Below are 21,050 nucleotides of genomic sequence, written 5' to 3'. Positions count from 1 at the left end.
TCAGGCGATGACGGCGGCGCGCACGCACAGGACGTCGGGGAGTTTGTCGGCGACCAGATGCCAGTGGGTGCCTTCGTCGGGGCTGCAGTAGACCTCGCCGTTGCGGGTGCCGAAGTAGATGCCGGTGGGGTCGGCGTTGTCGGCGGTCATGGCGTCGCGCAGGACCGAGGCCCAGAAGGGGACTTCGGGGAGGCCGTCGGTGCTGGCCGACCAGGTGCTCCCGGCGTCTTCGCTGCGGTAGACGGCGCAGGTGGCGTTCGGGGGGAAGCGGAAGCGGTCCATGTCGGCGTCGAGGGGGAAGGTGTAGACGACGCCGGGGCGGCGGGGGTGGGCCAGGATGGGGAAGCCGAAGTTGTCGGGTGGGAGGTCGGCGTCGATCGACTGCCAGGTGGTGCCGTCGTCGGTGCTGCGGAAGACGCCGCCGTGGTTCTGCAGGTAGAGGGTGCTGGGGGTTTCGGCGTCGCGGGCGACCTTGTGCACGCACTGGCCCCAGTCGGGGAGTTCGCCGGGGAGGAAGTCGGCGGTGACGCCGTGGTTGGTGGGCTGCCAGGAGGCGCCCGCGTCGGCGGTCTGGTAGACGCCGCCGGTCGACATCGCCACGGCGAGGCGGCGCGTGTCGGTGGGGTGGGGCAGGACGGTGTGCAGGGCCAGGCCACCGCCACCGGGTTCCCATTGCGGGCGGTGCGGGTGGTCCCACAGGCCTCTGACCAGGGTGAAGTTGCGGCCGCCGTCGGTGGAGCGGAACAGGGCCGACGGTTCGACACCCGCGTAGACGACATCGGGTTCGGCATCGGTGGCGGGGGTGATCTGCCAGACACCCTGCAGGGCGGACTCGGTGTCGTCGGGGAAGGCCAGGGGCGCGTCGTCGGGTTCGGTCCAGGTGGCGCCGAGGTCGTCGCTGGAGACGAGGGTGGGGCCGAAGTGGCTGTTGAGGACACCGGCGAGCAGACGTGGGGTGGGGCGGCGGGTGTCGATGGCGAAGGCTTTGACATCGGCCACGGGGAATTGGGGCGGGCTGACTGTCCAGCTCGCCCGGCCGTCCGTGCTGCGGGCCAGGAACAGGCCTTTGCGGGTTCCGATGCCGAGAAGTACGTCCATTGCCGACCTCCAGGTCGTCGCGCCGACGCGGATGGCATCGAGCGTACTCCCGCGGATCAGCCGAGCAAGAACGCCACGGTGGGGAAGACGATGGTCGTGGCGGCGGCGAAGACGATGGTCCCGACGCGGCCAGACCGATGTCTGTTGAACACCGTCGCCGCCCAGCAGTAGATGCCGAACGAGATGAGCAGGGAACCCCAGACGACGAGGGCCCGGCTGGATTCTTCACCGAGCGGTTGGACCGTGCCTTTGTCGAACGCGAGGGCGAGCGTGATGATGGTGACGCCCGCCGCCGCGGCCGCGCCGAACACCGCGGCTCCCGCGGAACTGTTCATGGTGACCGGCGCCCGCGGTGTTTGCGCGATGTCCTGCGGGTCGGTGTGGTGCGCGCCGGATTCGCGGCAGAGCATGTCGAAGACGGTGCCGGGGTTGACCCATTGGCGGACGCCGGAATGGACCTCGGTCAGTGCCTGCACGGCCTGCGCGGTCGAATAGGAGGTGATGATGCCCTCGCGGGATGTCCGGAAACCGCCGTGATCACGATGGGTTCGCACGGACTGCTGGAAGTCGAGCAGCTGCACGAGCGCGGTGCGGAAGGTCGGATGGAAGATCAGCCGATCGCCCGCGGTCGCCAGGGCGGCGACGGATTGCTGCAGCGTGGAGTGATACCAGGTCTGGGCCACCGCGCCGCGATGGATCTGTTCCTCTTCGAGGGTGCCCGGGGCGGATTCCAGGTGGGCGATAATCCGGTCGACGGTGAGCGTGTGGGCGCGGGCGAGCCGGGCACCGCCGAGCGCGGCGATCGCGGGATCGCCCAGCAGGTGCGCGATCTGGGCGGCGGCGTGGTTCGAGGCCGCGCGGGAGTCGTCGTCGAGCACGGCGGTGACCAGGAACGAGACACCGCGGGCGGTCGCCTGGGTGGTCGCGTCGTCGGAATCGGGGAACTCGAGCAGCGAACGGACCGCGGCGGTGGTCGCCGTCACCGAGATCGGGGCGATGCCGTCCGACAGCGCCCAACCGCCGGTTTCGGGATCCTGGGTCGTGAGCAGCGTGTGCCGGGACGCGACGATCTCTTCGGCGGTCAACGGTTCACCGAGGCGGCGCAGCGCCCGCAGGCGCCAGGCAGCGTCGACCGGAGCCTGGAACACCCATTCGCCCTGGGTGTGATGGGCTACCGAAGTGCGTCGCATCATGGTCAGCACGGCGGGGGCATCCGGGACCGGACGCCGGGCCGCGGCGAGCGCGCAGACCACCTCCGCCGTGTCCTGCGGGTTGGGGGCGACGTCGGCCGACCAACCCCAGCCGGCATAGCCGTCTCCGGGGCGCACGATGGTTCGGCGGAGCCAGTCGCAGGCCCGGATGATGCGGTGCTCGAAATCCGACACGATGCCCCCCCAGGGCCAAAAACTCTGTGCCGCAACTATAGCCGCGCAGCCTGCTCGAGGACGATGGCAATGACGATCAGACCGCCCGCCGCCAGTAGCCAGATCGACATGCTCGCGTGGTCCAGCGCCGCGATCACGGTCCAGGCGACGATGGCTTCGTTCAATCCGATGACGCCCGCGGTGGCGGCGTCCGTGGTACGCATCGCGCGCCAGTAGAGCGCGAATCCCGGTCCGAGCAGAAGGGCGCCGAGCCCGAACTCGATCAGGAGCTGACCGGGGTTCGCGGTGCCGACGAGCAGGTAGGGCAGTGTCAGGACACCCGCGACACCCAGCTGGAGACCGGCCGCCACGGTCGGGTCTCCGCGCCGCGCGGATGCACGCGCGACGAGTGTGATCAGCGCCGCGACCGAGACCGCGCTGCCGAACGCGAGCGCGCACCCGGCGATCGCCTGCGCTGTCGACACAGTGGTGCCAGGGCGCATGGACACCAGGACGATCGCCGCGAGAACGAGCGCGATCTCGGTGATCGCCCTGGCATCGAGCGGTCGGCGCCGTCCGAGCAGAGCGCCCAGGAGCAGGATGATGGGTGAGGTCAGGTGCAGGGCCACGACGACCGGGGTCGGTCCGATCGCCAGTGCCGCGGCATAGAGCGTGATGTTGACCGCCTCCAGAAAACCCAGTACGAGAAAGGTTTTCGGATGCGACCGGAGATCTCGCAGCGGTCCGTGGCCTGCGGCGACAGCGAGGACGAGCAAGGGCACGGCAGCGCCAAGGGCCACCGTCGGGCCGACAGTGCCCGATCCGAACAGCGCCAGTCCCGCTGAGAAGAACCCCCACAGGGTCGTCGCGGCGATCAGTGTCATGACCGAGGTCTGTCTTCGGTCCAGCTGCGTCATCCGTCGCCCCCCGACTGTTCGTCCGCCCGGGCCAGATTATCCTCCGGCACAGGACATTCCGGTCATTGTCCGAACGAGCGCCTGAGTTTCGCGTTGATCAGTGTGTTCATGCGGAAGCGGAGGTGGCCGACCGTCGAGTCGTCCAGCTCCGGCGTGTCGACCGACAGGGTCCAGCGCAGATCGGTGCCGCAGCCGCCGTCGGAGGGCAGGTCGAAGCGGATCCGGGCGGTGGGATGTTTCGGCCACAACGAACTCCAGACGACCAGGTCGGGATGCGATCGCTCCAGGACGGCCGGGCGTTGCTCGTCGGACAGCAGGATCAGCCAGGACCGGGTCGGGTCGCGATCCGGGTCGGTGAGCGCGGCGAAGACGGCGTGGGGTGGGGCCGGTTGATTCCGCTTTCTGCTGCCGATGATGTGCACAGGGCGAGCGTAGTCACACGGCATCGGCCGGCAGCGGACCCGCGCCGCGCCGATATCGTTGGGTGGGTGAGGCTTTGGACGTTGCAGGCGCCGGAGGTGGTGGCGGCGGTGCGGGGGGACGGGTGTTATCGGGCGGGGTGGGAGTTGGTGGTGGGGAATTGGCGGGGGGCCTATGGGGAGATGGTGGCGGAGATGGGGCGGCGGGGGATCGACTGTGGTGGGGCGGCGCCGGTGTGGTGCTGGCCGGGGCGGGCGTGGCGGCGGGGGGCGGTGCGGACCTCGGCGCGGATGCTGCTCGGTGATCACGAGTGGGCGCACGGGCGGTGGTTGCTGCGGTTGGATGTGCCCGACGAGGTGACGCTGGCGACATCGTACGCGGTGTGGAACGAGTACCTGGGGTACGCGACGGGGTTTCAGGATCAGCCCGAGCGGATGGACTGGTCGGGACGCAAGACCTGGGAGTTCGACGAGATCCAGGTGTGTGTGCCGGAGTTGCGGCGGGAGTGGGTGGTGGGGGCGCGGCCGTATCCGCCGGAGGCGGACATCGTCGCCCGGATCGAGGCGGACCCGCTGCTGCGGGAGCGCTATTCGCCGATGCGGGAGGGGTGGTGGCGGCGGTCTGTTCGGGAGCGGCTGCGCCGGTGACGCTGCCGCGGTCCGGACGGTGCCGCGGCAGCGGGCGGGCGCTACGCGGGCGTGTCCGCGCCGGACAGGGCCGCCGCCACCTCGTCGAGGCCGCAGGCTCCGGCCCGGACGACCAGGAGTTTGCGGACGCGGTCGGGGAGTTCGGCGCGCAGGGCGACGAGGGTTTCCCAGGCGGGGTGGTCGGTGCTGCCGAGCAGGTCGACGAGGGTGTCGAGTTCGGGCATGCCCTCGAGCAGGGCCAGAACGCGGGCGCGGGGTTCGCCGTCGACGGACAGGGCCAGCGGGAGCATGGTGGGGGCTTCGGGGCTGGCCAGGACGATCAGGTCGCGCAGGGAGTCGTCGTCCTCGGCGAGGACGCGTTCGGCGATGTGGCGCTGCTGGGCGGTGTCGAGGTGGCGGACCAGGGGGAGCAGGTCGAGCCACAGGCCCTCGGCGAGGGAGATGTCGGAGACGCGGGCGAGGGTGACGGGATCGTGCATGACCGGGCGCTGGGCCAGGCGTTGCAGGCCGGTGATGGCCATGCCCGCGGCGACGGGGAGCAGGGCGTCCCAGGCGTCGAGTTCGGTGACGGCGGTGAGGAGTCCGTCGAGGACCTCGTCGTCCTGCTCGGCGACGATGTCGGCCATGCGGGCGCGTTCCTCGGGGCCGATGATGTCGAGCAGCGAGATGGCGTCGGCCCATTTCTCCTCGGCGTACATGGCGGTGACCATGCCGGGGACGCGGTCGGTGACCATGTTGAGCAGGCGTTCGGCCTGGGAGCTGTCCTCGAGGTGCAGGCCGACCTGGAGGATGTCGCGGTCGGCGGCCTGGGGGAGCGCGGCGAAAAGGATGGAGTCGGGCATGGCGCCAGCGAGGCGGCCCATGGTGAGGTAGTCGCCGCGGTCGATCAGTTCCTTGGCGACCTCGGCGGCCATCGTGTCGGGGACGCGGGCGATGACCTCGGCGGCGCGTTTGGGGTCGAGCAGGACGGTGGCGTCGGCGAGGAACTTGGGGGACAGGTTCTCGGCGATGGCGACCGCGCGGGCGGGTTCGACGGCACCGGCGACGGCCGCGGCCAGGGCCGGGCCCAGGGCTTTCTCCGCGACCAGCGCGGCGACCGGCTTCGGCACCAGTTTCACCGCGGCGGCCACGCGTTGCATGCGCAGCACATCGCGGCCCGACATCTCGTCGCTGACCTGATCGCGGAAGGCCTTGATCGCCGAAGGCGGTTGTGCGGAGAGAAAGTCCAGCTCAGCGGGGTCGACGCCGAGGACACGGGCCAGCTTGGCGATCTCGGCCACGGTGTGGCGGATGCTGCTCACAGTCCGAGCACCTTTCGCACGGCGGGGCGGGCCAGTCGCGGGATCAGGTGCATGCCTGCGCCGAGCGCGTCGTCCATCGCGGCCTTGCGGGCGGCCAGGGCCGACGCGGCGAACGCGTCGAGGCGGGCCAGGTCGGCGCTGTCGAGCGTCGCGAACTCCGCGGGCGGCGGCGCGCCGAGGGTCGCGGTGAGCTGGGCTAGTCGATCCGGCACCGACGTGCTCCTTCGATGATGTTGCGGCAGTGACGATTACACGATAGCGGCGGGTGCGGGAGGGCGCCGGGTCGCGCAGACGGAACGAGAAGGCACACAGGATCGCCGTCGGTGCGGGATACTGAGTCATCGTGCGCGACCCGCCGCACGAGCGTGACATTTTCGCGACCATTTCGTAATGTGTCAGAGACTTGTTCTCGACAGTAGCTGGTGATAGATAACGTGCCTGGTCAACATCGCACCCCGGCGCCGCCTACCGGGCGCACGTCCCTGGCTGTCTGCAGCCTGGCGGCCACCGTGCCCGCCATGATCTGGATGGCATTGCGGCCCGCCGAGTCCCAGGTGCAACAGGTCAGCGCGGTGACGCCGCAGACGCCGTCGGCGATCGAGCTGGACCCGCTGCCCGCGCTCACCCACGACGCGCCCGCCGAACCGACCCTCGCGCCGGTCTCCGCCGACGACGAGACGGCGATGCTCTCGGCACAGAAGCTGAAGCTGTCGTGCTCCACGGAGTGGAAGGGCACCCGTCCGCACGTCGCGCAGGTCTCGCACATGGTGCAGAAGATGTTCGGGCTCTCCGACATCGGCGGCGCGCACGGCCGCTACGACGGCGACCACGGTGCCGGTCTGGCCCTCGACATCATGACCTCCAACCAGGGCCAGGGCGACGCGATCGCCGCGTTCGTGCTGGCCAACAAGGCGCGCTTCGGCGTGACCTACGTGATCTGGCAGCAGCGCTACAACGACGGCAACGGCTGGTCCTACATGGAGGATCGCGGCAGCACGACCGCCAACCACTACGACCACGTGCACGTCTCGTTCGCTGCCTCCGCCGCCACCGACCTGCTCTGCTGACATATTCCGTTCAGGCATATCGCCTCGGGAAACCGGACGCCCTCCTACGGTGAGGTGATCGGCAGTCTTTCGAGGAGGTAAGTGACATGGGACGGTTGACCGGCAAGGTCGCGGTGATCAGTGGTGGCGCGCGCGGAATGGGGGCCGCGCACGCGCGCCGGTTCGTCGCCGAGGGCGCCTCGGTGGTGCTCGGCGACGTGCTCGACGACGAGGGCGCGCTGGTCGCGAAGGAACTGGGCGAGTCCGCGATCTACCACAGGCTGGATGTGCGCGAGCCCGAGCAGTGGGCCGCGACCGTGGCGGCGGCGGTCGAGACCTTCGGCGGGCTGCACGTGCTGGTGAACAACGCGGGGATCGTCAACGGGAACCGGCTGGTGGACTTCGCGCTCGACGAATGGCAGCGGATCATCGACATCAACCTGACTGGCACCTTTCTCGGCATGCAGGCCGCGGTGCCCGCCATGACCGGCGGCGGGTCGATCGTCAACATCTCCTCGGTGGAGGGGATGCGTGGCAGCCCCGGCCTGCACGGCTACACCGCCACGAAATTCGCGGTGCGCGGGCTCACGAAGTCGGCCGCGCTCGAGCTCGCCGCGCAGGGCATCCGGGTGAACTCGGTGCATCCCGGGCTGATCAGCACGCCCATGACCGAGGGGATTCCCGCCGACTTCCTGCAGATCCCGCTGCAGCGCGCGGCCGATCCGGACGAGGTATCGGCGCTGGTGGCCTACCTCGCCTCGGACGAGTCGTCGTATTCGACCGGTGCGGAGTTCGTGATCGACGGTGGGCTCACGGTCGGGGTGCCGCACAAGAGTTTCTGACCGGTGCCGTCTCAGTCGAGGCGGCGGATGTCGCCGCGGACCCGGTAGAAGCCGCCGCGGGCGGATTCGGTGACGGCGTCGACGACGTAGCGGGTGCCGGGCGTGCGGATGTCGCGGGGGAACTGGACGTTCCAGCCGCGTTCGTAGCCGGGGGAGACGACGTGCACGCGCAGCGAGCCGCCGTGTTCGACGCATTCGACGATGATGCCGTCGCCCGCGTCGGTGGTGACCTCGACGGTGCTGGAGGGAGCGACGGCGGAGATCTCGGGCGCCTTGACCGAGACGGTGCTGGGGAGCACGCCCTGGTCGGCGTCGCGGATGGCGGATTCGCTCACGTCGAGGCAGGCCAGGGCGCCGGAAGTGGTGACGAGGTAGAGCTTTTCGTCGTGGTACTGCATGGAGTAGGCCGAGCCGCAGCCGGTGGCCAGTTTCCACAGGCGGGCGCCGGTGGCGTCGAAGCAGTAGACCGAGGAGTGCGAGTCACCGGCGAAGACGTAGCGGCCGTCGGGCGAGGCGGCGCAGGAGAAGACGGCGGCGTCGCACTGGTAGGCGCGGGTGGTGCTGCCCTGCTTGGTGATCTCCTCGACGCGGTTGGCCGCGGTGCCCGCGTAGACGTCGGAGGTCTCCTGCCAGCCGAACAGGACCGAGCCGCGAGTCGGTGCATGCCATTGGGTGACACCGGTTTCCAGGGTGTACTTGGTGACGCCGCCGCTGTGGCCGTGGTAGACGCCGGTGGGGTCGAGGCGGACCATCCAGCCGGCGTTGCCGGTGCTGCGCGCCGACCACAGGGATTCCTCCTCGTGGTCGATGACGGTCAGCCCGCCCGCGGCGTCGGAGGCGGCGAGGATGCCGTCGTGGATGTCGAGCCAGTAGACGTCGGTGGCCGAGACGTCGTAGGCGGCGCGCGGGACCTTGCCGGAGAGGTCGTAGACGCGACCGTCGTCGCAGCCCGCGTAGATCCAGAAGTCGTCGGCCACCAGGCATTTCACGCCGTCGGGCAGCTGGTAGCGGTTGGTCACCTCGCCGCCGGGGGTGAGGGTGAAGACCTCGCCGCTCTCGTTGCCGACCCAGCAGCGCTGATCGTCGACGAAGATGCCGAACGCGGCGGCGCCGGAATCGAAACGCCACAGCACCGGGGCGCTCTTGGCGGTGGAACGCTGGCTGGTGATGACGCGGCGGGTCACCGAGCGACGCTGCCGCGCCCCCATCACCGCGGGCGCGTAGCCCTTGCGAACCTTCTCGCCGATCTTCTTCCGCGCGGCTGCCTTCGCCTTGTCCTCGGTCGCGAACGAGCTGGCCTTGGCCTGGCCCTGCTCGCCGATGCGGCCGTAACGGATGTTCACCTGGGTGCCGGTGACGATCACCTCGTAGAACTTGTGCGAGGAACCGGTGTCGTCGGACAGTTCCAGATAGGTGGTTTCGGCGGTCGTCATGGATCCTCGCTGAGCTCGTGCGTCTTTCGAACGAGCGAAAACTAGCAAGGCCCACCGACAAACGGGTGCCCGCTCACATCCCCGGGACGTCGAGAAGTGGTGGGGGATAGGTGGAGTGGGGGATTTCGGCGCGCCAGGGGCGGTGGATGGTGGGGCCTTCGAGGTGGGCGAGTTCGGGGAGCCAGTGGCGGGTGTAGGAGCCGTCGGGGTCGTAGCGGTCGGCTTGGCGGAGGGGGTTGAGGGTGCGGTTGGGGCGGGTGTCGGTGCCGGTGCCCGCGGCCCACTGCCAGTTGAGCTGGTTGTTGGCCAGGTCGGCGTCGACGAGCCAGTGCAGGAAGTGGGCGGCGCCGATGCGCCAGTCCAGGCGTAGGGATTTGGCGAAGAAGGAGGCGGTGATCAGGCGGGCGCGGCCGGGGAGCCAGCCGTCGGTGACGAGCTGGCGCTGGGCGGCGTCGATGATCGGGTAACCAGTGCGCCCCTGCTTCCAGGCGGTCACCGCGTCGGGGTCGTCGCGGACGGCGAACGGGCCGGGACGGTAGCTGGTCCAGGCGGTGTCGGGGCGGGCCGAGAGCAGCTGGTGGTGGAAGTCGCGCCAGGCGAGCTGGCGGGCGAAGGCATGACCACCGTCGGTGGACAGGTCGGTGCGGTGGACGATCTCGACCGGGGACAGGCAGCCGAAGTGCAGGTGCGGGGACAGGTGTGAGGTGGCGTCGGCGGTGAGGTCGTCGTTGTGCTCGGCGTAGTCCTCGATCGGTCCCGCGAGCCACTTCCGCAGCAGGGCACGGGCGCTGATCTCGCCGCCGGTCGGGCAGTTCGGGGACGCTTCGCCGGAGGACAGGTCGGCCGGGGCAGGTAGGGGGTCGCCGCCGATGTCGGGGACGTGCAGGGCGCGCGGCGCGCGGAAGGGCGTGCGCTGGTGGGCGTCGAGCCAGCGGCGGAAGTAGGGGGTGAACACCGCGTAGTGATCACGGCCGGTCGCGGGCGTGAGGACGGCGGGGTCGGCGGCGGTGACGACCGCGCTGTGGGTGTGCACCGCGCAGCCGGTGTCGGCCAGGCGCTCGCGTAGGGAATCGGTGCGGCGGGTGGCGTAGGCGCTGACGTCCTCGGCGAGATGCACTGCGTCGGCGCCGGTTTCGGTGACCACGCGGGCAACCTCGGCAGCAGGGTCGCCGCGGCGCACGACGAGTCGGCCGCCGATGCCGCGCAGGCGCTCGTCCAGTTCGGCCAGGGCGGCGGCCAGGAAGGCTGCGCGGTTGGGTGGGCAGCGGTCGGGGACGATGTGGTCGTCGATGACGAACAGCGGGACGACGCTGTCGCTGTCGCGGTGCGCGGCGGTGAGGACCGGGTTGTCGGTGAGGCGCAGATCGCGGGTGAACAGGGCGATCGCGGTGCTCATCGCGCGCAGAGCGGGGTGATGTCGGTGCGGCCGCCGGTGGTGGGAGTGGTCAGGTAGACGCAGGTGTTCTGGCCCGCGGCGGTGATGGCGGCGTCGATGTCGTTCCAGGTGGCGGCGTCGACGGCCGGGGTGCGGGACAGGACGAAGCCGGACAGGCGGCTCGGATCGGTGACGACGGCCCAGGAATAGTCCGGGCCCAGCGCGGTGACGATGTAGTTGGGCGCGCCGGTGCGCTGGTCCTGGCCGGGGACGCCCGGGAACGACACGTGCAGCTGGGCATCGGTGGCCGGATCGGTGACCGTCGCGCTGCCGCGGATCTCGTCGACACCGCCGGACCAGGTGCGGCAGCGGTTGTAGACGCCGACGTCACCGGATTCCTCGAGGGTGTAGGTGGCGGTGGTGTCGCCGGCACAGTTCAGGCTGAACGGGGCCGGGACGGCGGCGAGCTGGTGCCAGGCACCCAGATAGCTCGCGAGGTCGAGGGACGGCACGGGGGCCGGGGGTGCGGCGTAGGCGGTCGCGGAGGCCACCGCGGCGGCACCGACGGTGGCACAGGTGGCCAGCGCCACGCGGAACGAAGCAGCGGAACAGGGGAAACGCACTGGTCCTCCTCGGTCGGTGATACTGACATGCTAGCAGTAAACGATGCATAATTGATGCAGTCGGCGAGAGGAGTTCCGTGAGGGCATGGCTATGACACGCGGGCGCGGCGCGATCGGTCAGAATGGAACGATGCTCGCCGGTCCCGCCCCTGCCTCCGATACGGCCGGATACACGGTGCGCGCGGTGGCGGATCGTCTGGGAATCCCGACCGCCACCCTGCGTAGCTGGAATCGCCGCTACGCCATCGGTCCCACGCAGGCACGCCCCGGCAAGCACCGTCTCTACACCGAGGCCGATATCGCCCTGCTGGAACGCATGCTCACTTTGATCCGCGACGGCGCCGGCCCGGCAGGAGCGGCGGCGGCGGTGCGTGGGTCGGCCGTGCCCGCCGGTGACCGCGCGGCCCTGCTGGAGGCCGCTTTCGCTCTCGACTCCTCGGGCACGGTCGAGCGGATCGAGGCGCACGTGCGCGCCTACGGCGTGGTCCGCACCTGGGAGGAACTGTGCAGGCCCGCGTTCGCCGACATCGTGGCGCGCCAGGGCGTGGGCGAGAACTGCATCGATGTCGAGCACCTGCTGTCGTGGTCGATCGCCGCGGTGATGCAGCGGGTACGGACCGCGCCCGTGGTCGCGGGTCACACCATCGTGCTGGCCTGTACCGGCGGTGAAACCCACGCGCTCCCTTTGGAAGTGCTGCGCGCGGCGCTCGCCGAACAGGGCACGGGGGCCCGGATGCTCGGCGCCGATGTGCCGACCGTGGCCCTGGCCGGCGCCATGGCGCGCGCGGCGGGGCCGGTCTCGCTGCTGCTGTGGTCGCAGCGGGAATCGAGCGCGTTGACCTCGGCGGTGCTGGCCGGCGTGGACGCGGGCGCCCAGGTGTTCGTCGGGGGACCCGGCTGGGACTGGGTGACGTTGCCCGCGGAGGTGACACGGATCGGCTCGCTCACCGAGGCGGTCGACGCGTTGTCCTGACATCGACGACAGGAAGCGAGCTGATTGCGATGCGCTGTGTGGTCTTCGGCGCGACCGGCTACATCGGCGGTCGCCTGGTTCCCGCCCTGCTCGAGGCCGGTCATCAGGTCCGGGTGGTGGCCCGCACCCCGGCCAAGACGGCCGACGCTCCCTGGCACGACCGGGTGGAACTGGTGCGCGGTGATGTCACCGAGGAAGAGCAGGTCCGGGCCGCCGTGGCGGATCAGGAGGTCGTCTACTATCTGGTCCACTCGCTGACCCGCGGCGATTTCTCCGGCATCGACCGGAACGCGGCGCGGATCGTCGCGGCGGCGGCCGAGGCGGCCGGAGTCGCGCGGATCGTCTATCTCGGCGGGATCGTCCCGCCCGACGCCACGCTCTCGCGGCACCTCGCCTCGCGCGCCGAGGTCGGCGAGATCTTCCGGCGATCCGGTGTGCCCACCGTCGAACTGCGCGCGGCGGTGATCATCGGGTCGGGGTCGGCGAGCTTCGAGATGCTGCGCTATCTGTCCGAACGGCTGCCCGCGATGATCACTCCGCGCTGGGTGCACAACAGGATTCAGCCGATCGCCGTCCGCGATGTCCTGTATTACCTGGTGCGCGCGGCGGAACTGCCCGCCGAGGTGGACCGGGCGTTCGACATCGGCGGTCCCGACGTCCTGTCCTATCTGGCGATGATGCGCGAGTACGCCGTGGTCGCCGGGCTGAACCGGCGGGTCGTGCTCCCGGTCCCGGTGCTCACGCCGTGGTTGTCGGCGCAGTGGGTCAACCTGGTGACGCCGGTGCCGCGCGCGCTCGCGGTGCCGCTGATCGAGTCGCTGGTCCACGAGGTGGTGTGCGGCGAACACGATATCGCCGCGCACATTCCCGACCCCGACGGTGGCCTCACCGGGTACCGGCGGGCCGTGGAGCTGGCGCTGACCCGCATCCGCAATGCGGAGGTGCCGACCCGCTGGTCCGATGCGAGCACCTACGGCGCGCCCTCGGACCCGCTGCCCACCGACCCCGACTGGTCCGGCGGTTCCCTCTACGAGGACGTCCGGGTCAGCCGGACCGAGGCCGACCCCGAAACCCTGTGGGCGGTCATCGAATCCATCGGCGGCGAGAACGGCTGGTACTCGTTTCCGCTGGCCTGGTCGCTGCGCGGCTGGATCGACCGGGTCAGCGGCGGAGTGGGTCTGCGGCGCGGTCGCAAGCACCCGCACCGCCTGCAGGCCGGCGAGGCCCTGGACTGGTGGCGGGTGGAATACCTCGAGCGTCCGCGCCTGCTCCGGCTGCGCGCCGAGATGCGGGTGCCGGGGCTGGCCTGGCTGGAGCTGGCCGTGGAACCCGAGCCCGCCGGGGGCTCGCGCTATCGGCAGCGGGCGATCTTCCAGCCGCACGGCCTCGCCGGGCATCTCTACTGGAAGTCGATCGCGCCGTTCCACAACGCGGTCTTCGGCGGGATGGTCCGCAATATCGTCCGGACCGCCGAGCAGACCTGATTCCGGGCCGCGTCAGCCGAGTGCGACGCACCCTTGCAGCGTCTGGAAGTCACCGGCGAAAGAGGGGCCGCCGGTGCAGGTCGGCGTACTCACCCCGTCGATGGTGACGGCCGCGCCGGGACCGGCGATGCCGAGCGACAGGCCTGGGCGCACGCCGGTGGCATCGACCACCGATCCCGGGCCCAGCGCCAGCGCGGCGGGGCCCGAAAGGCCCTGTGCCTGTGACGAAGCCGTACCGCCACCGACGGCGATCGCCAGCGCGAGGGCCTGCTGCCCGGCGGCGGAGGAGGCGGAACCCTCGACGCCGAACGCGGCGGCGGCGCTCCCGTCGACGCTCGTCGCGGAGCACTGCGCGGTATCCGACGAATTGTCGGCCGTGGCGGCACCGGGTGCGCGGCACTCCACCGGCGCCGCCCCGGCGGCCGGCGCGAGCGCGATCATGCCCGCGATCGCCAGGGCCGCGCCGATTCCGGCACCTGCCGCTTGCCTGTAGTGACTGTTCATCATGCGCTCCTCGTGCGGGTTCGTCGGGTTCCAGGCGGCCTCGTCTCACGGTCGCGGGATCGGGAAAGGTGTATTCGATTTTAGGAGGGAGGCGAGTGAACGGCAGCAAGCGATGCATAATTGATGCATTGTCGGCGAGTCATCCCGGCTCGCGGGCAGGGGTGAGCCGGTCGGCGTGGCCACCACGCCGCGCCCACCACGCACGCGCCAATGCCGACCCGGCGACCCGGGCGCGGCGGGCGTTACCGACGGTGGCGCGGGTCTCGAAGACGGCGAAATCGCTGTCCTCGATGCGGTCGAGAATCTCCGAGTAGAGAACGGCGGCCGTGGCGACGCACGGTCGCGACACCGGATCCAGCAGCGCGATGCCGGTCTCGGCGAAGCGGTACCAGTCGCGGGCGACGGCGTGCTGAGCGGCCAGCGCGGCGCGGACCTCCGTGTCGACGCGACGGTGCTCGCGACACCACCGCAGCCGGTCGCGATCCACGCCGAAGGCGGCGAGTTCGTCGGCGGGCAGATACACCCGGCCGCGGTCGAGGTCTTCGGCGATATCGCGCAGGAAGTTGGTGAGCTGGAACGCCTTTCCCAGGGCCGCGGCGTAGGGGGCGGCCTCGTCCAGGGGGCCGACCGTGCCGAGAACGGGCAGCACCTGCAGGCCGATGACATCGGCCGACCCGCGCACATAGCGATCCAGCGCGGCGCGGTCGGGATAGTCGGTCACCGTCAGATCCATGCGCATCGAGTAGAGGAACTCGTCGAACAGGACGGTGTCGATGCGGTACCGGGTGACGGTGTCGGCCAGCGCGGCCAGGATCGGGTCGGTTCCCGGTGGGTCGGACAGGCTGACGCGCAGGTCCCGTGTCACCGCCGCCAGCCGTGTCGCGGCGCTCTCGGCCACCTCGGCGGGTTCGTCGACGATGTCGTCGGCCCAGCGGGCGAAGCCGTAGAGGGCGTGGATCGCCGGTCGCTGGGCGGGGGCGAGCAGCCGGGTGGCGAGGAAGAACGTGCGTCCGTGTCGCGCGTTGAGCTCCCGGCAGCGCTGGTAGGCCGCGCGCAGTTGCGCGTCGTGGATGCCCGCGGCGTCGAGTTCTCCGCGGATCATGGCCGGACCTCCTGGGCGATGACCGATCGTCGTGTTCCGGTCAGGGCGCCGGTGACGCGGTCGGCGGCGAGGCGCCCCGAGAGCAGCGCGGTCGGCACACCGACACCGGGGACGGTGCCGCAGCCGGCCAGCACCGCGTTGCTGGTGCCGCGGGGCAGGTTCGAGGGACGGAACGGCCCGGTCTGGGCGAAGGTGTGCGCCAGCGAGAACGGGGTTCCGGCGAGCAGGCCCTGACGTGCCCAGTCGGCGGGGGTGTCCAGGTGCACGAGGTGAGAGTCCGCGACGAAGCTCGGTACCAGCCGGTCCTGCACCCGCGCGGTGAGCTCGGCGCTGTAGGCGGCGGCGTGACGGTCCCAGTCCGGGTCGCCGTGCTGGAGGTTGGGGACGGGCGCGAGGACGGTGAACAGGTCGTGGCCGGGTGGCGCCAGGGTGGGGTCGGTGGCGGTCGGGCGGGTTACCAGCAGTGAGGGGTCCGTCATCCTTTTCCCGGTATGGATCAGTTCGTCGAAGGTCTGTTTCCACGCGGCGCCGAAGACGAGATTGTGGTGGGCGGTCGGCGCGGTGGCGGGGAATCCGACGTGCATGACGACGGCGGACGGCGCGGGCCGCCAGGTCGCCGGACGGCGCGGGGCGCGATCGAGCAACGCGTAGGCGGTCGGCAGCTCGGTCGCCACGACGACCGCGTCACACGGGATTCGCCGTCCGCTCGCGGTGCGCACCGCGGTGATGGTGGAGCCGCGCCGTTCCAGTTCCTCGACTGTCTCGCCGTAGCAGAAGCTCACCCCGGCGTCGGCGGCCGAGGCGGCGAGAGCGTCAGGGAGCGCGCGCATTCCGCCGCGCGGGAAGTAGACCCCGCCGACGGTGTCCATGTAGGAGATCACCGCGTACAGCGCCAGCGCCCGCTGCGGTGCCACACCCGCGTAGAGGGATTGGAAGGTGAACACCCTGCGGAGGCGTTCGTCGGACAGGAACGATCCGACCGCCCGGTCCAGCCGCCGGAATCCACCCAGGGCGATCAGGCGGGCCAGCGCCGGGGTCAGCAGTGAGAGCGGGGAATCGAAGTTCGCGGCGACGAACTTGTCGAACTCGACGCGGTACAGCTCGCTCAGCCACGCTCGCAGCCGCCGATACCCCTCGACCTGCGCGGGGCCGGCGAAAGCCGCGATCGATTCCTCCATCGCCGCGGCGTCGCTGTGGATGTCCAATCCGCTGCCGTCGGCGAAGTGCGCCCGATAGGCCGGGACGACCGGCAGCAGTTCCAGCCGCGCGTCGAGGCTGTCGCCGACCGCGCCGAGCGTCTCGGCGACGATGTCGGGCATGGTCAGGACCGAGGGCCCGGTGTCGAGCCGGTAGCCCGCGACATCGCGTCGTCCGGCACGGCCACCGGGGACGGTCTCCCGTTCGACGACGGTGACCGTGCGGCCACGTCCCGCCAGGTGCAGCGCGGCCGCCAGACCGGCCAGGCCCGCGCCGATCACGACCACGTCATCGGTCTTTCCCGCTATCGCTCGCATCTGTTCCTCACGCTCGGATCATCGGATGAGACGGCGGCTCAGTGCCGTCGGTGGGTGCACAACAGGGCCATCCGGCGCAGCGCGTCGGCGACCGAGGAGTCGAGATCGGCGCTGTCGAGCGACCGATGCGCTTGTTCGACGCGGGCCTGGATCATCTGCTCGGCGTGTTGCCGCGCGCCGCTGTCGGCGATGACCGTCTGCGCCAGCGCGACGCCACGGTCGTCGATGGACTCGGCGGCCCACAGCGCGCGCAGCCGTGCGCGGTCCGACGGCCCGGCGAGCTGATCGGCCAGGGCGATCACGGTGGTGGCCTTGCGTTCCCGGATGTCGTCGCCGAGGGGTTTGCCGGTGGTCGCCGGGTCGCCGAAGACGCCGAGCAGGTCGTCACGCAGCTGGAACGCTTCCCCGATGGCTTCGCCGTACTCACCGAGGAGGGTCATCACCGTGTCGTCGCAGCCCGCCAGCGCGGCCCCCAGCTCGAGGGGGCGGCGCACCGTGTAGTTGCCCGATTTGCGGCGCGCGATGTCGAGCACCGCGTCCACGGTGGGGACGAGGGCCGCGTCGTTGGTCAGATCGGCGAGCTGACCGACCGCCAATTCACTGCGCATCGCGTCGTAGCGGGGCCACGCGCGTTCCAGTGCGGCCGCGCCGACGCCGCTCTCGCGCAGCATGCGCTCGGCCCACACCAGATACAGGTCGGCGAGCAGGATCGCCGCGGACTCGCCGAACCGATCCGAGGAACCCGACAACCCCCGGTCCCGGTGCCAGGCGGCGAGGCGCCGGTGCGTCGACGGCCGTCCCCGCCGCAGCGGTGACTCGTCCATCACGTCGTCTTGGAGCAGGGCGAAGGCGTGCAGGAGTTCGGCACTGGCGGCCGCGCGCAAGGCCGGCTCGGATTCGCCTGTGCCGCCACACAACCAGCCGAGGTAGACGAACACCGACCGCACACCCTTGCCGCCGGAGGCGAAGTCCAGCATCAGCTGCCCGGGCAGGGAGAAGCCCCGCGGGTCGAGTTCGGCCCGGCAGCGGTCGCGGACGAATTCACCGACATGATCACGCACCGACATCTGCGTGCGCGTGAGCCATCGGGTGAATCGGGCGGACCGCTCGTCACCCAGGGGTGAGGTGTAGGGCTGCCGCGCTGTCGCGTGCTCTGCGTTCACGTATCGATTGTGACAGCTTTCGCGACGATTTGCATCGTTTGTGCCTCGTTTGAGCTCAACGGCCGAGCAGATGACGCAGCGTCTGCTCCAGATCCGGAGTCCGGAAGACGTGATCGGCCGTGGACAGGCGGTGCGGGGACACCCGCTGACTCGCTTCGGCCAGCTCCCGCGCCCCCTGACGGCCCAGCAGCAGCGCGGGGCCGAAGGACGGGACCGGGAGCAGCGCGGGGCGGTGCAGCACGTGCGCGAGCGTCGCGGTGTACTCGGCATTGCGCACCGGATCCGGTGCGACCGCGTTGACCGGTCCGGCGAGCGAATCGTCCCAGAGTGCACGGTGATACACGTCGACGAGGTCGTCGAGACCGATCCAGGACTGCCACTGGTCGCCGTCGCCGATCCGGCCACCGAGCCCGGCCGCGAACAAGGGGCGCAGCAGGCGCAGGGTGCCGCCCGCGGGGGACTGGACGATGCCGGTGCGCACCTGCACGACGCGGGTGTCGGCGGCCGCGGCGGCGTCTTCCCAGGCGGTCACCACCTCGGCCAGGAAACCGGCACCGGGGTCGGCGGTCTCGGTGAGGATCTCGTCGCCGCGGTCGTAGCCGTAGTAGCCGATGGCCGAGGCGGACACGAAGGTGGCGACACCGCCGGCCAGCTGGGCGAGGGCGCGGGTGGGGCCGATGCGGCTGTCGGCGACGGCGCGGCGGTGGTCCTCGGTGAACCGGCCCGCGATCGACGCGCCCGCCAGGTGGACGACCGCGTCGACGCCGGTCAGCAGGTCGGGAGCGGGATCGTCGGGGTCCCAGCGACGTTCGTCCGGACCGGTCGGCGCATGCCGCACGAGCCGGATGACCCGGTGCCCGCCGGTGGACAGGAACGCGCACAGTGCCGTGCCCACCATCCCGGACGCGCCGCTGACCGCGATGGTGCGCGCGGTGAATCCGTGCTCGGCCGCGCGCCGGTGGGCGGCCAGGTCGTCGGTGAGCTGGCGATGGCGGTAGTCGAACATCGGGCGCAGCACGCGGGTGGGCAGCGGGGTGTCGACGCGGTCGGCGACGCGGGTGTGCTCGGCGTCGACGGCGGTGAACTCGTGGGTGTGCCGCCAGGGGAGCAGGCGGCCGACCGGCGCCGAGGCGAGTCCGTCGGCGGCGACGGCGTCGGCGAAACGGTGTGGTGGGTCGTAGGCGGCCGGGTCGTGCCGCGCGACCCAGCGCAGACCGCCCGGCAGGCCGAGTACGGCGCTGCCCCGGGCCAGGTCGTCGGACTCGCTCAGCAGCCGGACGGGCTGCCACGGTGGCGCGAGCCGGGTGAAGGCCCCGGGGCGCGCGAACCAGGCGAACACCTCGTCGCGGGGTGCGGAGACAACGATCGAACAGTCGATGCCCATCTCTCGACTGTAGCTCTCCCGGTGATTGGATGAAACGATTGCGCATCGTTTACCTCGGCGATTCGGTGCCCCCGAGATGCCGTGAGCCGAAACATCCCACCATAGTGGACATTTCGGCGATCAGCCCAGGTCACGCGCCTGGCCCGGGAGCCCGGGTTGCAGTAGACGCCGTGGCTCGGTAGAAATTCGATCGTGTGGGCGTGCTGAACACTGCTGTCCGCTGTTCGGCGCGTTTCAGAGGGGGACACAGATGGTCGCAGTCGGCGACTCGTTTGCCGGTCACGTCATCGAACGAGTGCTCGGCCACGGCGGGATGGGCACGGTGTACCTGGCCAAGCATCCCCGGTTGCCGCGCTCGATCGCGCTCAAACTGCTGCACCGTGAACTCTCCGCCGACCCCGACGTGCGGCGCCGCTTCGAACGCGAAGCCGATATCGTTGCCGGACTGGAACATCCGAGCATCGTCGGGATTCTGGATCGCGGCACAGACGACGATCAGCTGTGGATCTCGATGCCGTTCATCCGCGGCACCGACGCGAGCAGATTGCGCGCGGACGAGGTCTCCGCCCAGCGGGCCACCCGGATCATCACCGAGATCGGTGACGCGCTCGACTACGCCCACCGCCACGGCGTCCTGCATCGGGACGTGAAGCCCGCCAATATCCTGCTCACCGCGGCGGGCGACGGCCGCCCCGAACGCGCGGTCCTGACCGACTTCGGCATCGCCCGGGTCGTCGACTCCTCGCGGCTCACCCCGGCGGGCACCGTGTCGGCGACGCTGGCCTACGCGTCTCCGGAACAACTGCTCGGCGACACCGTCGACGAACGCAGCGACCAGTACTCCCTGGCCTGCACGCTGTACTCGCTGCTGGCCGGTTCGCCGCCCTACCGCGCCACCCATCCCGGGCGGGTGATCACCGGGCACATCAGCCAGCCGATGCCGCGCATCACCGAGCAGCGCGCCGACCTGCCCAGGGAACTCGACGAGGTGCTCGCCCGGGCAGCCGCCAAGAACGCCGCCGACCGCTACCCGAACTGCAACGACTTCGCCACGGCGGCCCGCTTCTCGCTCCGCCCGCTACCCCCGGTCACCCCGCAGGCCCCCACCCCGCCCGGCCCCCGCACCTCACCCGCGCTCACGATGCCCGCCCGCGAGCGCGAAGCCGACACGGTGGTGGCCACCACGACCGAACCCCGCGAACCGATCACCGCCCGCGAAATCGCCTACTGGATACTGGCCGTGATCGCCACCGTCGGCATCCTGGGCGCGGCCTGGGCCCTGATCGGCGCGTATCTGTCGGCGTTCCTGTAGAACTGGCCACAGCTGCTTGCAACGCCTCGCGCGCACGGCCTGAAGACGGAGACCTTGTTCATTCTCCCCACGGGTCGAGACACGACCGGTCGGTCTCGTCGGCGCCCTCGTCCGACCACTCCTGCCACTCGATGACGTCTGGTCGCTTCCCCCTGGTGTCGTAGAAGGACCCGACGGCCGACTTCAGGATCTCGAGCGGAACCATCGAATCCGACGGAAAATAGCGGGGATTGCCGAAGTCGAGGTAGCAGACCGGCTGGCCACAGCATCGGTCGCCTTTGCTGTACCGGGCTTCAACCGGACTGGCGTAGTACAGGCTGCCTACGCCCTGCGTCCCGGAGACACCCACGAACAGCGCGGAGGTATTCGGTTCCCTCGGCAGCACATACATGTACTTCAGGCAGATATCTTCCGAGGTCGCCATCTCGTCGACGGCGTCGATCAGTTCGTCCGCGGAAGTGGGAAGAAGCGGCGTGTCGAGGTGCTCGGGTTTGAACCAGACTTCGTACGGGACGCGCATCGATCGCGAACTCCCTGGGTCGAGTGCC

21 protein-coding genes are annotated in these 21,050 nt (G+C 70.6%); 6 read left to right on the top strand and 15 right to left on the bottom strand.

The features are described 5' to 3' along the window. From ACWEMY_RS08035 to ACWEMY_RS08020, 4 genes are all read right to left on the bottom strand, one after another. On the bottom strand, positions 1-1,098 hold the full coding sequence (locus ACWEMY_RS08035) for a WD40/YVTN/BNR-like repeat-containing protein (protein WP_452389379.1): 1,098 nt from the start codon (positions 1,096-1,098) through the stop codon (positions 1-3). 56 nt (positions 1,099-1,154) lie between these two features. Next, positions 1,155-2,483: a hypothetical protein gene (locus ACWEMY_RS08030; RefSeq protein ID WP_452389378.1), complete on the bottom strand. Its 1,329-nt coding sequence runs from the start codon at positions 2,481-2,483 to the stop codon at positions 1,155-1,157. Positions 2,484-2,518: 35 nt separating this feature from the next. Further along, positions 2,519-3,346 (bottom strand): EamA family transporter, encoded by an 828-nt coding sequence (locus tag ACWEMY_RS08025; protein WP_452389377.1) that lies wholly within the window; start codon positions 3,344-3,346, stop codon positions 2,519-2,521. Positions 3,347-3,441: 95 nt separating this feature from the next. Then, positions 3,442-3,801 carry a hypothetical protein gene (locus ACWEMY_RS08020; RefSeq protein WP_452389376.1) on the bottom strand — a complete coding sequence of 120 codons (360 nt, stop codon included), beginning with the start codon at positions 3,799-3,801 and terminating at the stop codon, positions 3,442-3,444. Positions 3,802-4,071: 270 nt separating this feature from the next. Here ACWEMY_RS08020 and ACWEMY_RS08015 point away from each other — a divergent pair, with 270 nt between their 5' ends. Then, entirely contained in the window at positions 4,072-4,446 is a 375-nt protein-coding gene (locus tag ACWEMY_RS08015) for a hypothetical protein (RefSeq protein WP_452389375.1), read from the top strand. A 41-nt stretch (positions 4,447-4,487) separates the two neighbouring features. Here the strand turns inward: ACWEMY_RS08015 and ACWEMY_RS08010 are convergent, their stop codons facing one another. Then, positions 4,488-5,747, bottom strand: coding sequence for a hypothetical protein (locus ACWEMY_RS08010; protein WP_452389374.1), 1,260 nt, complete (start codon positions 5,745-5,747; stop codon positions 4,488-4,490). Continuing rightward, positions 5,744-5,959: a hypothetical protein gene (locus tag ACWEMY_RS08005; protein ID WP_452389373.1), complete on the bottom strand. Its 216-nt coding sequence runs from the start codon at positions 5,957-5,959 to the stop codon at positions 5,744-5,746. The genes ACWEMY_RS08010 and ACWEMY_RS08005 overlap by 4 nt, the downstream gene beginning before the upstream one ends. Positions 5,960-6,265: 306 nt before the next feature. Between ACWEMY_RS08005 and ACWEMY_RS08000 the strand changes: the two genes are divergently transcribed. Then, the gene (locus tag ACWEMY_RS08000; protein WP_375937467.1) at positions 6,266-6,814 is read left to right on the top strand and encodes a hypothetical protein; all 549 of its coding nucleotides are present in this window, start codon (positions 6,266-6,268) and stop codon (positions 6,812-6,814) included. A gap of 86 nt (positions 6,815-6,900) precedes the next feature. Then, positions 6,901-7,635 (top strand): glucose 1-dehydrogenase, encoded by a 735-nt coding sequence (locus ACWEMY_RS07995; protein ID WP_452389372.1) that lies wholly within the window; start codon positions 6,901-6,903, stop codon positions 7,633-7,635. An 11-nt stretch (positions 7,636-7,646) separates the two neighbouring features. Here ACWEMY_RS07995 and ACWEMY_RS07990 read toward each other — a convergent pair whose 3' ends face one another. From ACWEMY_RS07990 to ACWEMY_RS07980, 3 genes are all read right to left on the bottom strand, one after another. Further along, the gene (locus ACWEMY_RS07990) at positions 7,647-9,068 is read right to left on the bottom strand and encodes a WGR domain-containing protein (RefSeq protein ID WP_452389371.1); all 1,422 of its coding nucleotides are present in this window, start codon (positions 9,066-9,068) and stop codon (positions 7,647-7,649) included. A 73-nt stretch (positions 9,069-9,141) separates the two neighbouring features. Next, positions 9,142-10,464 carry a cryptochrome/photolyase family protein gene (locus ACWEMY_RS07985; RefSeq protein WP_452389370.1) on the bottom strand — a complete coding sequence of 441 codons (1,323 nt, stop codon included), beginning with the start codon at positions 10,462-10,464 and terminating at the stop codon, positions 9,142-9,144. After that, a complete protein-coding gene (locus ACWEMY_RS07980; protein WP_452389369.1) occupies positions 10,461-11,066 on the bottom strand; it encodes a lipocalin family protein in 606 nt (201 codons plus the stop codon). The genes ACWEMY_RS07985 and ACWEMY_RS07980 overlap by 4 nt, the downstream gene beginning before the upstream one ends. A 130-nt stretch (positions 11,067-11,196) precedes the next feature. Here ACWEMY_RS07980 and ACWEMY_RS07975 point away from each other — a divergent pair, with 130 nt between their 5' ends. Continuing rightward, complete coding sequence (locus tag ACWEMY_RS07975) at positions 11,197-12,039, top strand: MerR family transcriptional regulator (protein WP_452389368.1); 843 nt, start codon at positions 11,197-11,199, stop codon at positions 12,037-12,039. Between the two features lie 29 nt (positions 12,040-12,068). Beyond that, on the top strand, positions 12,069-13,523 hold the full coding sequence (locus ACWEMY_RS07970) for an SDR family oxidoreductase (protein ID WP_452389367.1): 1,455 nt from the start codon (positions 12,069-12,071) through the stop codon (positions 13,521-13,523). A 12-nt stretch (positions 13,524-13,535) separates the two neighbouring features. Here the strand turns inward: ACWEMY_RS07970 and ACWEMY_RS07965 are convergent, their stop codons facing one another. The 5 genes from ACWEMY_RS07965 to ACWEMY_RS07945 form a co-directional block, all read right to left on the bottom strand. Next, complete coding sequence (locus tag ACWEMY_RS07965) at positions 13,536-14,027, bottom strand: DUF6764 family protein (RefSeq protein ID WP_452389366.1); 492 nt, start codon at positions 14,025-14,027, stop codon at positions 13,536-13,538. A 139-nt stretch (positions 14,028-14,166) separates the two neighbouring features. Then, entirely contained in the window at positions 14,167-15,129 is a 963-nt protein-coding gene (locus ACWEMY_RS07960; protein ID WP_452389365.1) for a phytoene/squalene synthase family protein, read from the bottom strand. Then, positions 15,126-16,643: a phytoene desaturase family protein gene (gene crtI / locus ACWEMY_RS07955; protein ID WP_452389364.1), complete on the bottom strand. Its 1,518-nt coding sequence runs from the start codon at positions 16,641-16,643 to the stop codon at positions 15,126-15,128. The genes ACWEMY_RS07960 and crtI overlap by 4 nt, the downstream gene beginning before the upstream one ends. Before the next feature lie 38 nt (positions 16,644-16,681). Then, entirely contained in the window at positions 16,682-17,806 is a 1,125-nt protein-coding gene (locus ACWEMY_RS07950; RefSeq protein ID WP_452389363.1) for a polyprenyl synthetase family protein, read from the bottom strand. Positions 17,807-17,861: 55 nt separating this feature from the next. Then, positions 17,862-19,190 (bottom strand): TIGR01777 family oxidoreductase, encoded by a 1,329-nt coding sequence (locus ACWEMY_RS07945; RefSeq protein ID WP_452389362.1) that lies wholly within the window; start codon positions 19,188-19,190, stop codon positions 17,862-17,864. A 250-nt stretch (positions 19,191-19,440) separates the two neighbouring features. Between ACWEMY_RS07945 and ACWEMY_RS07940 the strand changes: the two genes are divergently transcribed. Next, positions 19,441-20,502 carry a serine/threonine-protein kinase gene (locus ACWEMY_RS07940; protein ID WP_452389361.1) on the top strand — a complete coding sequence of 354 codons (1,062 nt, stop codon included), beginning with the start codon at positions 19,441-19,443 and terminating at the stop codon, positions 20,500-20,502. A 58-nt stretch (positions 20,503-20,560) separates the two neighbouring features. On the opposite strand, the gene ACWEMY_RS07935 is transcribed toward ACWEMY_RS07940, so the two are convergent. Further along, the gene (locus ACWEMY_RS07935; RefSeq protein ID WP_452389360.1) at positions 20,561-21,022 is read right to left on the bottom strand and encodes an Imm1 family immunity protein; all 462 of its coding nucleotides are present in this window, start codon (positions 21,020-21,022) and stop codon (positions 20,561-20,563) included. Positions 21,023-21,050: the final 28 nt, after the last annotated feature.

It is taken from the genome of Nocardia sp. NPDC004415 (assembly GCF_053602435.1).
The sequence above is the reverse complement of the archived record's forward strand: the minus strand, read 5'-3'. Positions and strand labels throughout refer to the sequence as shown.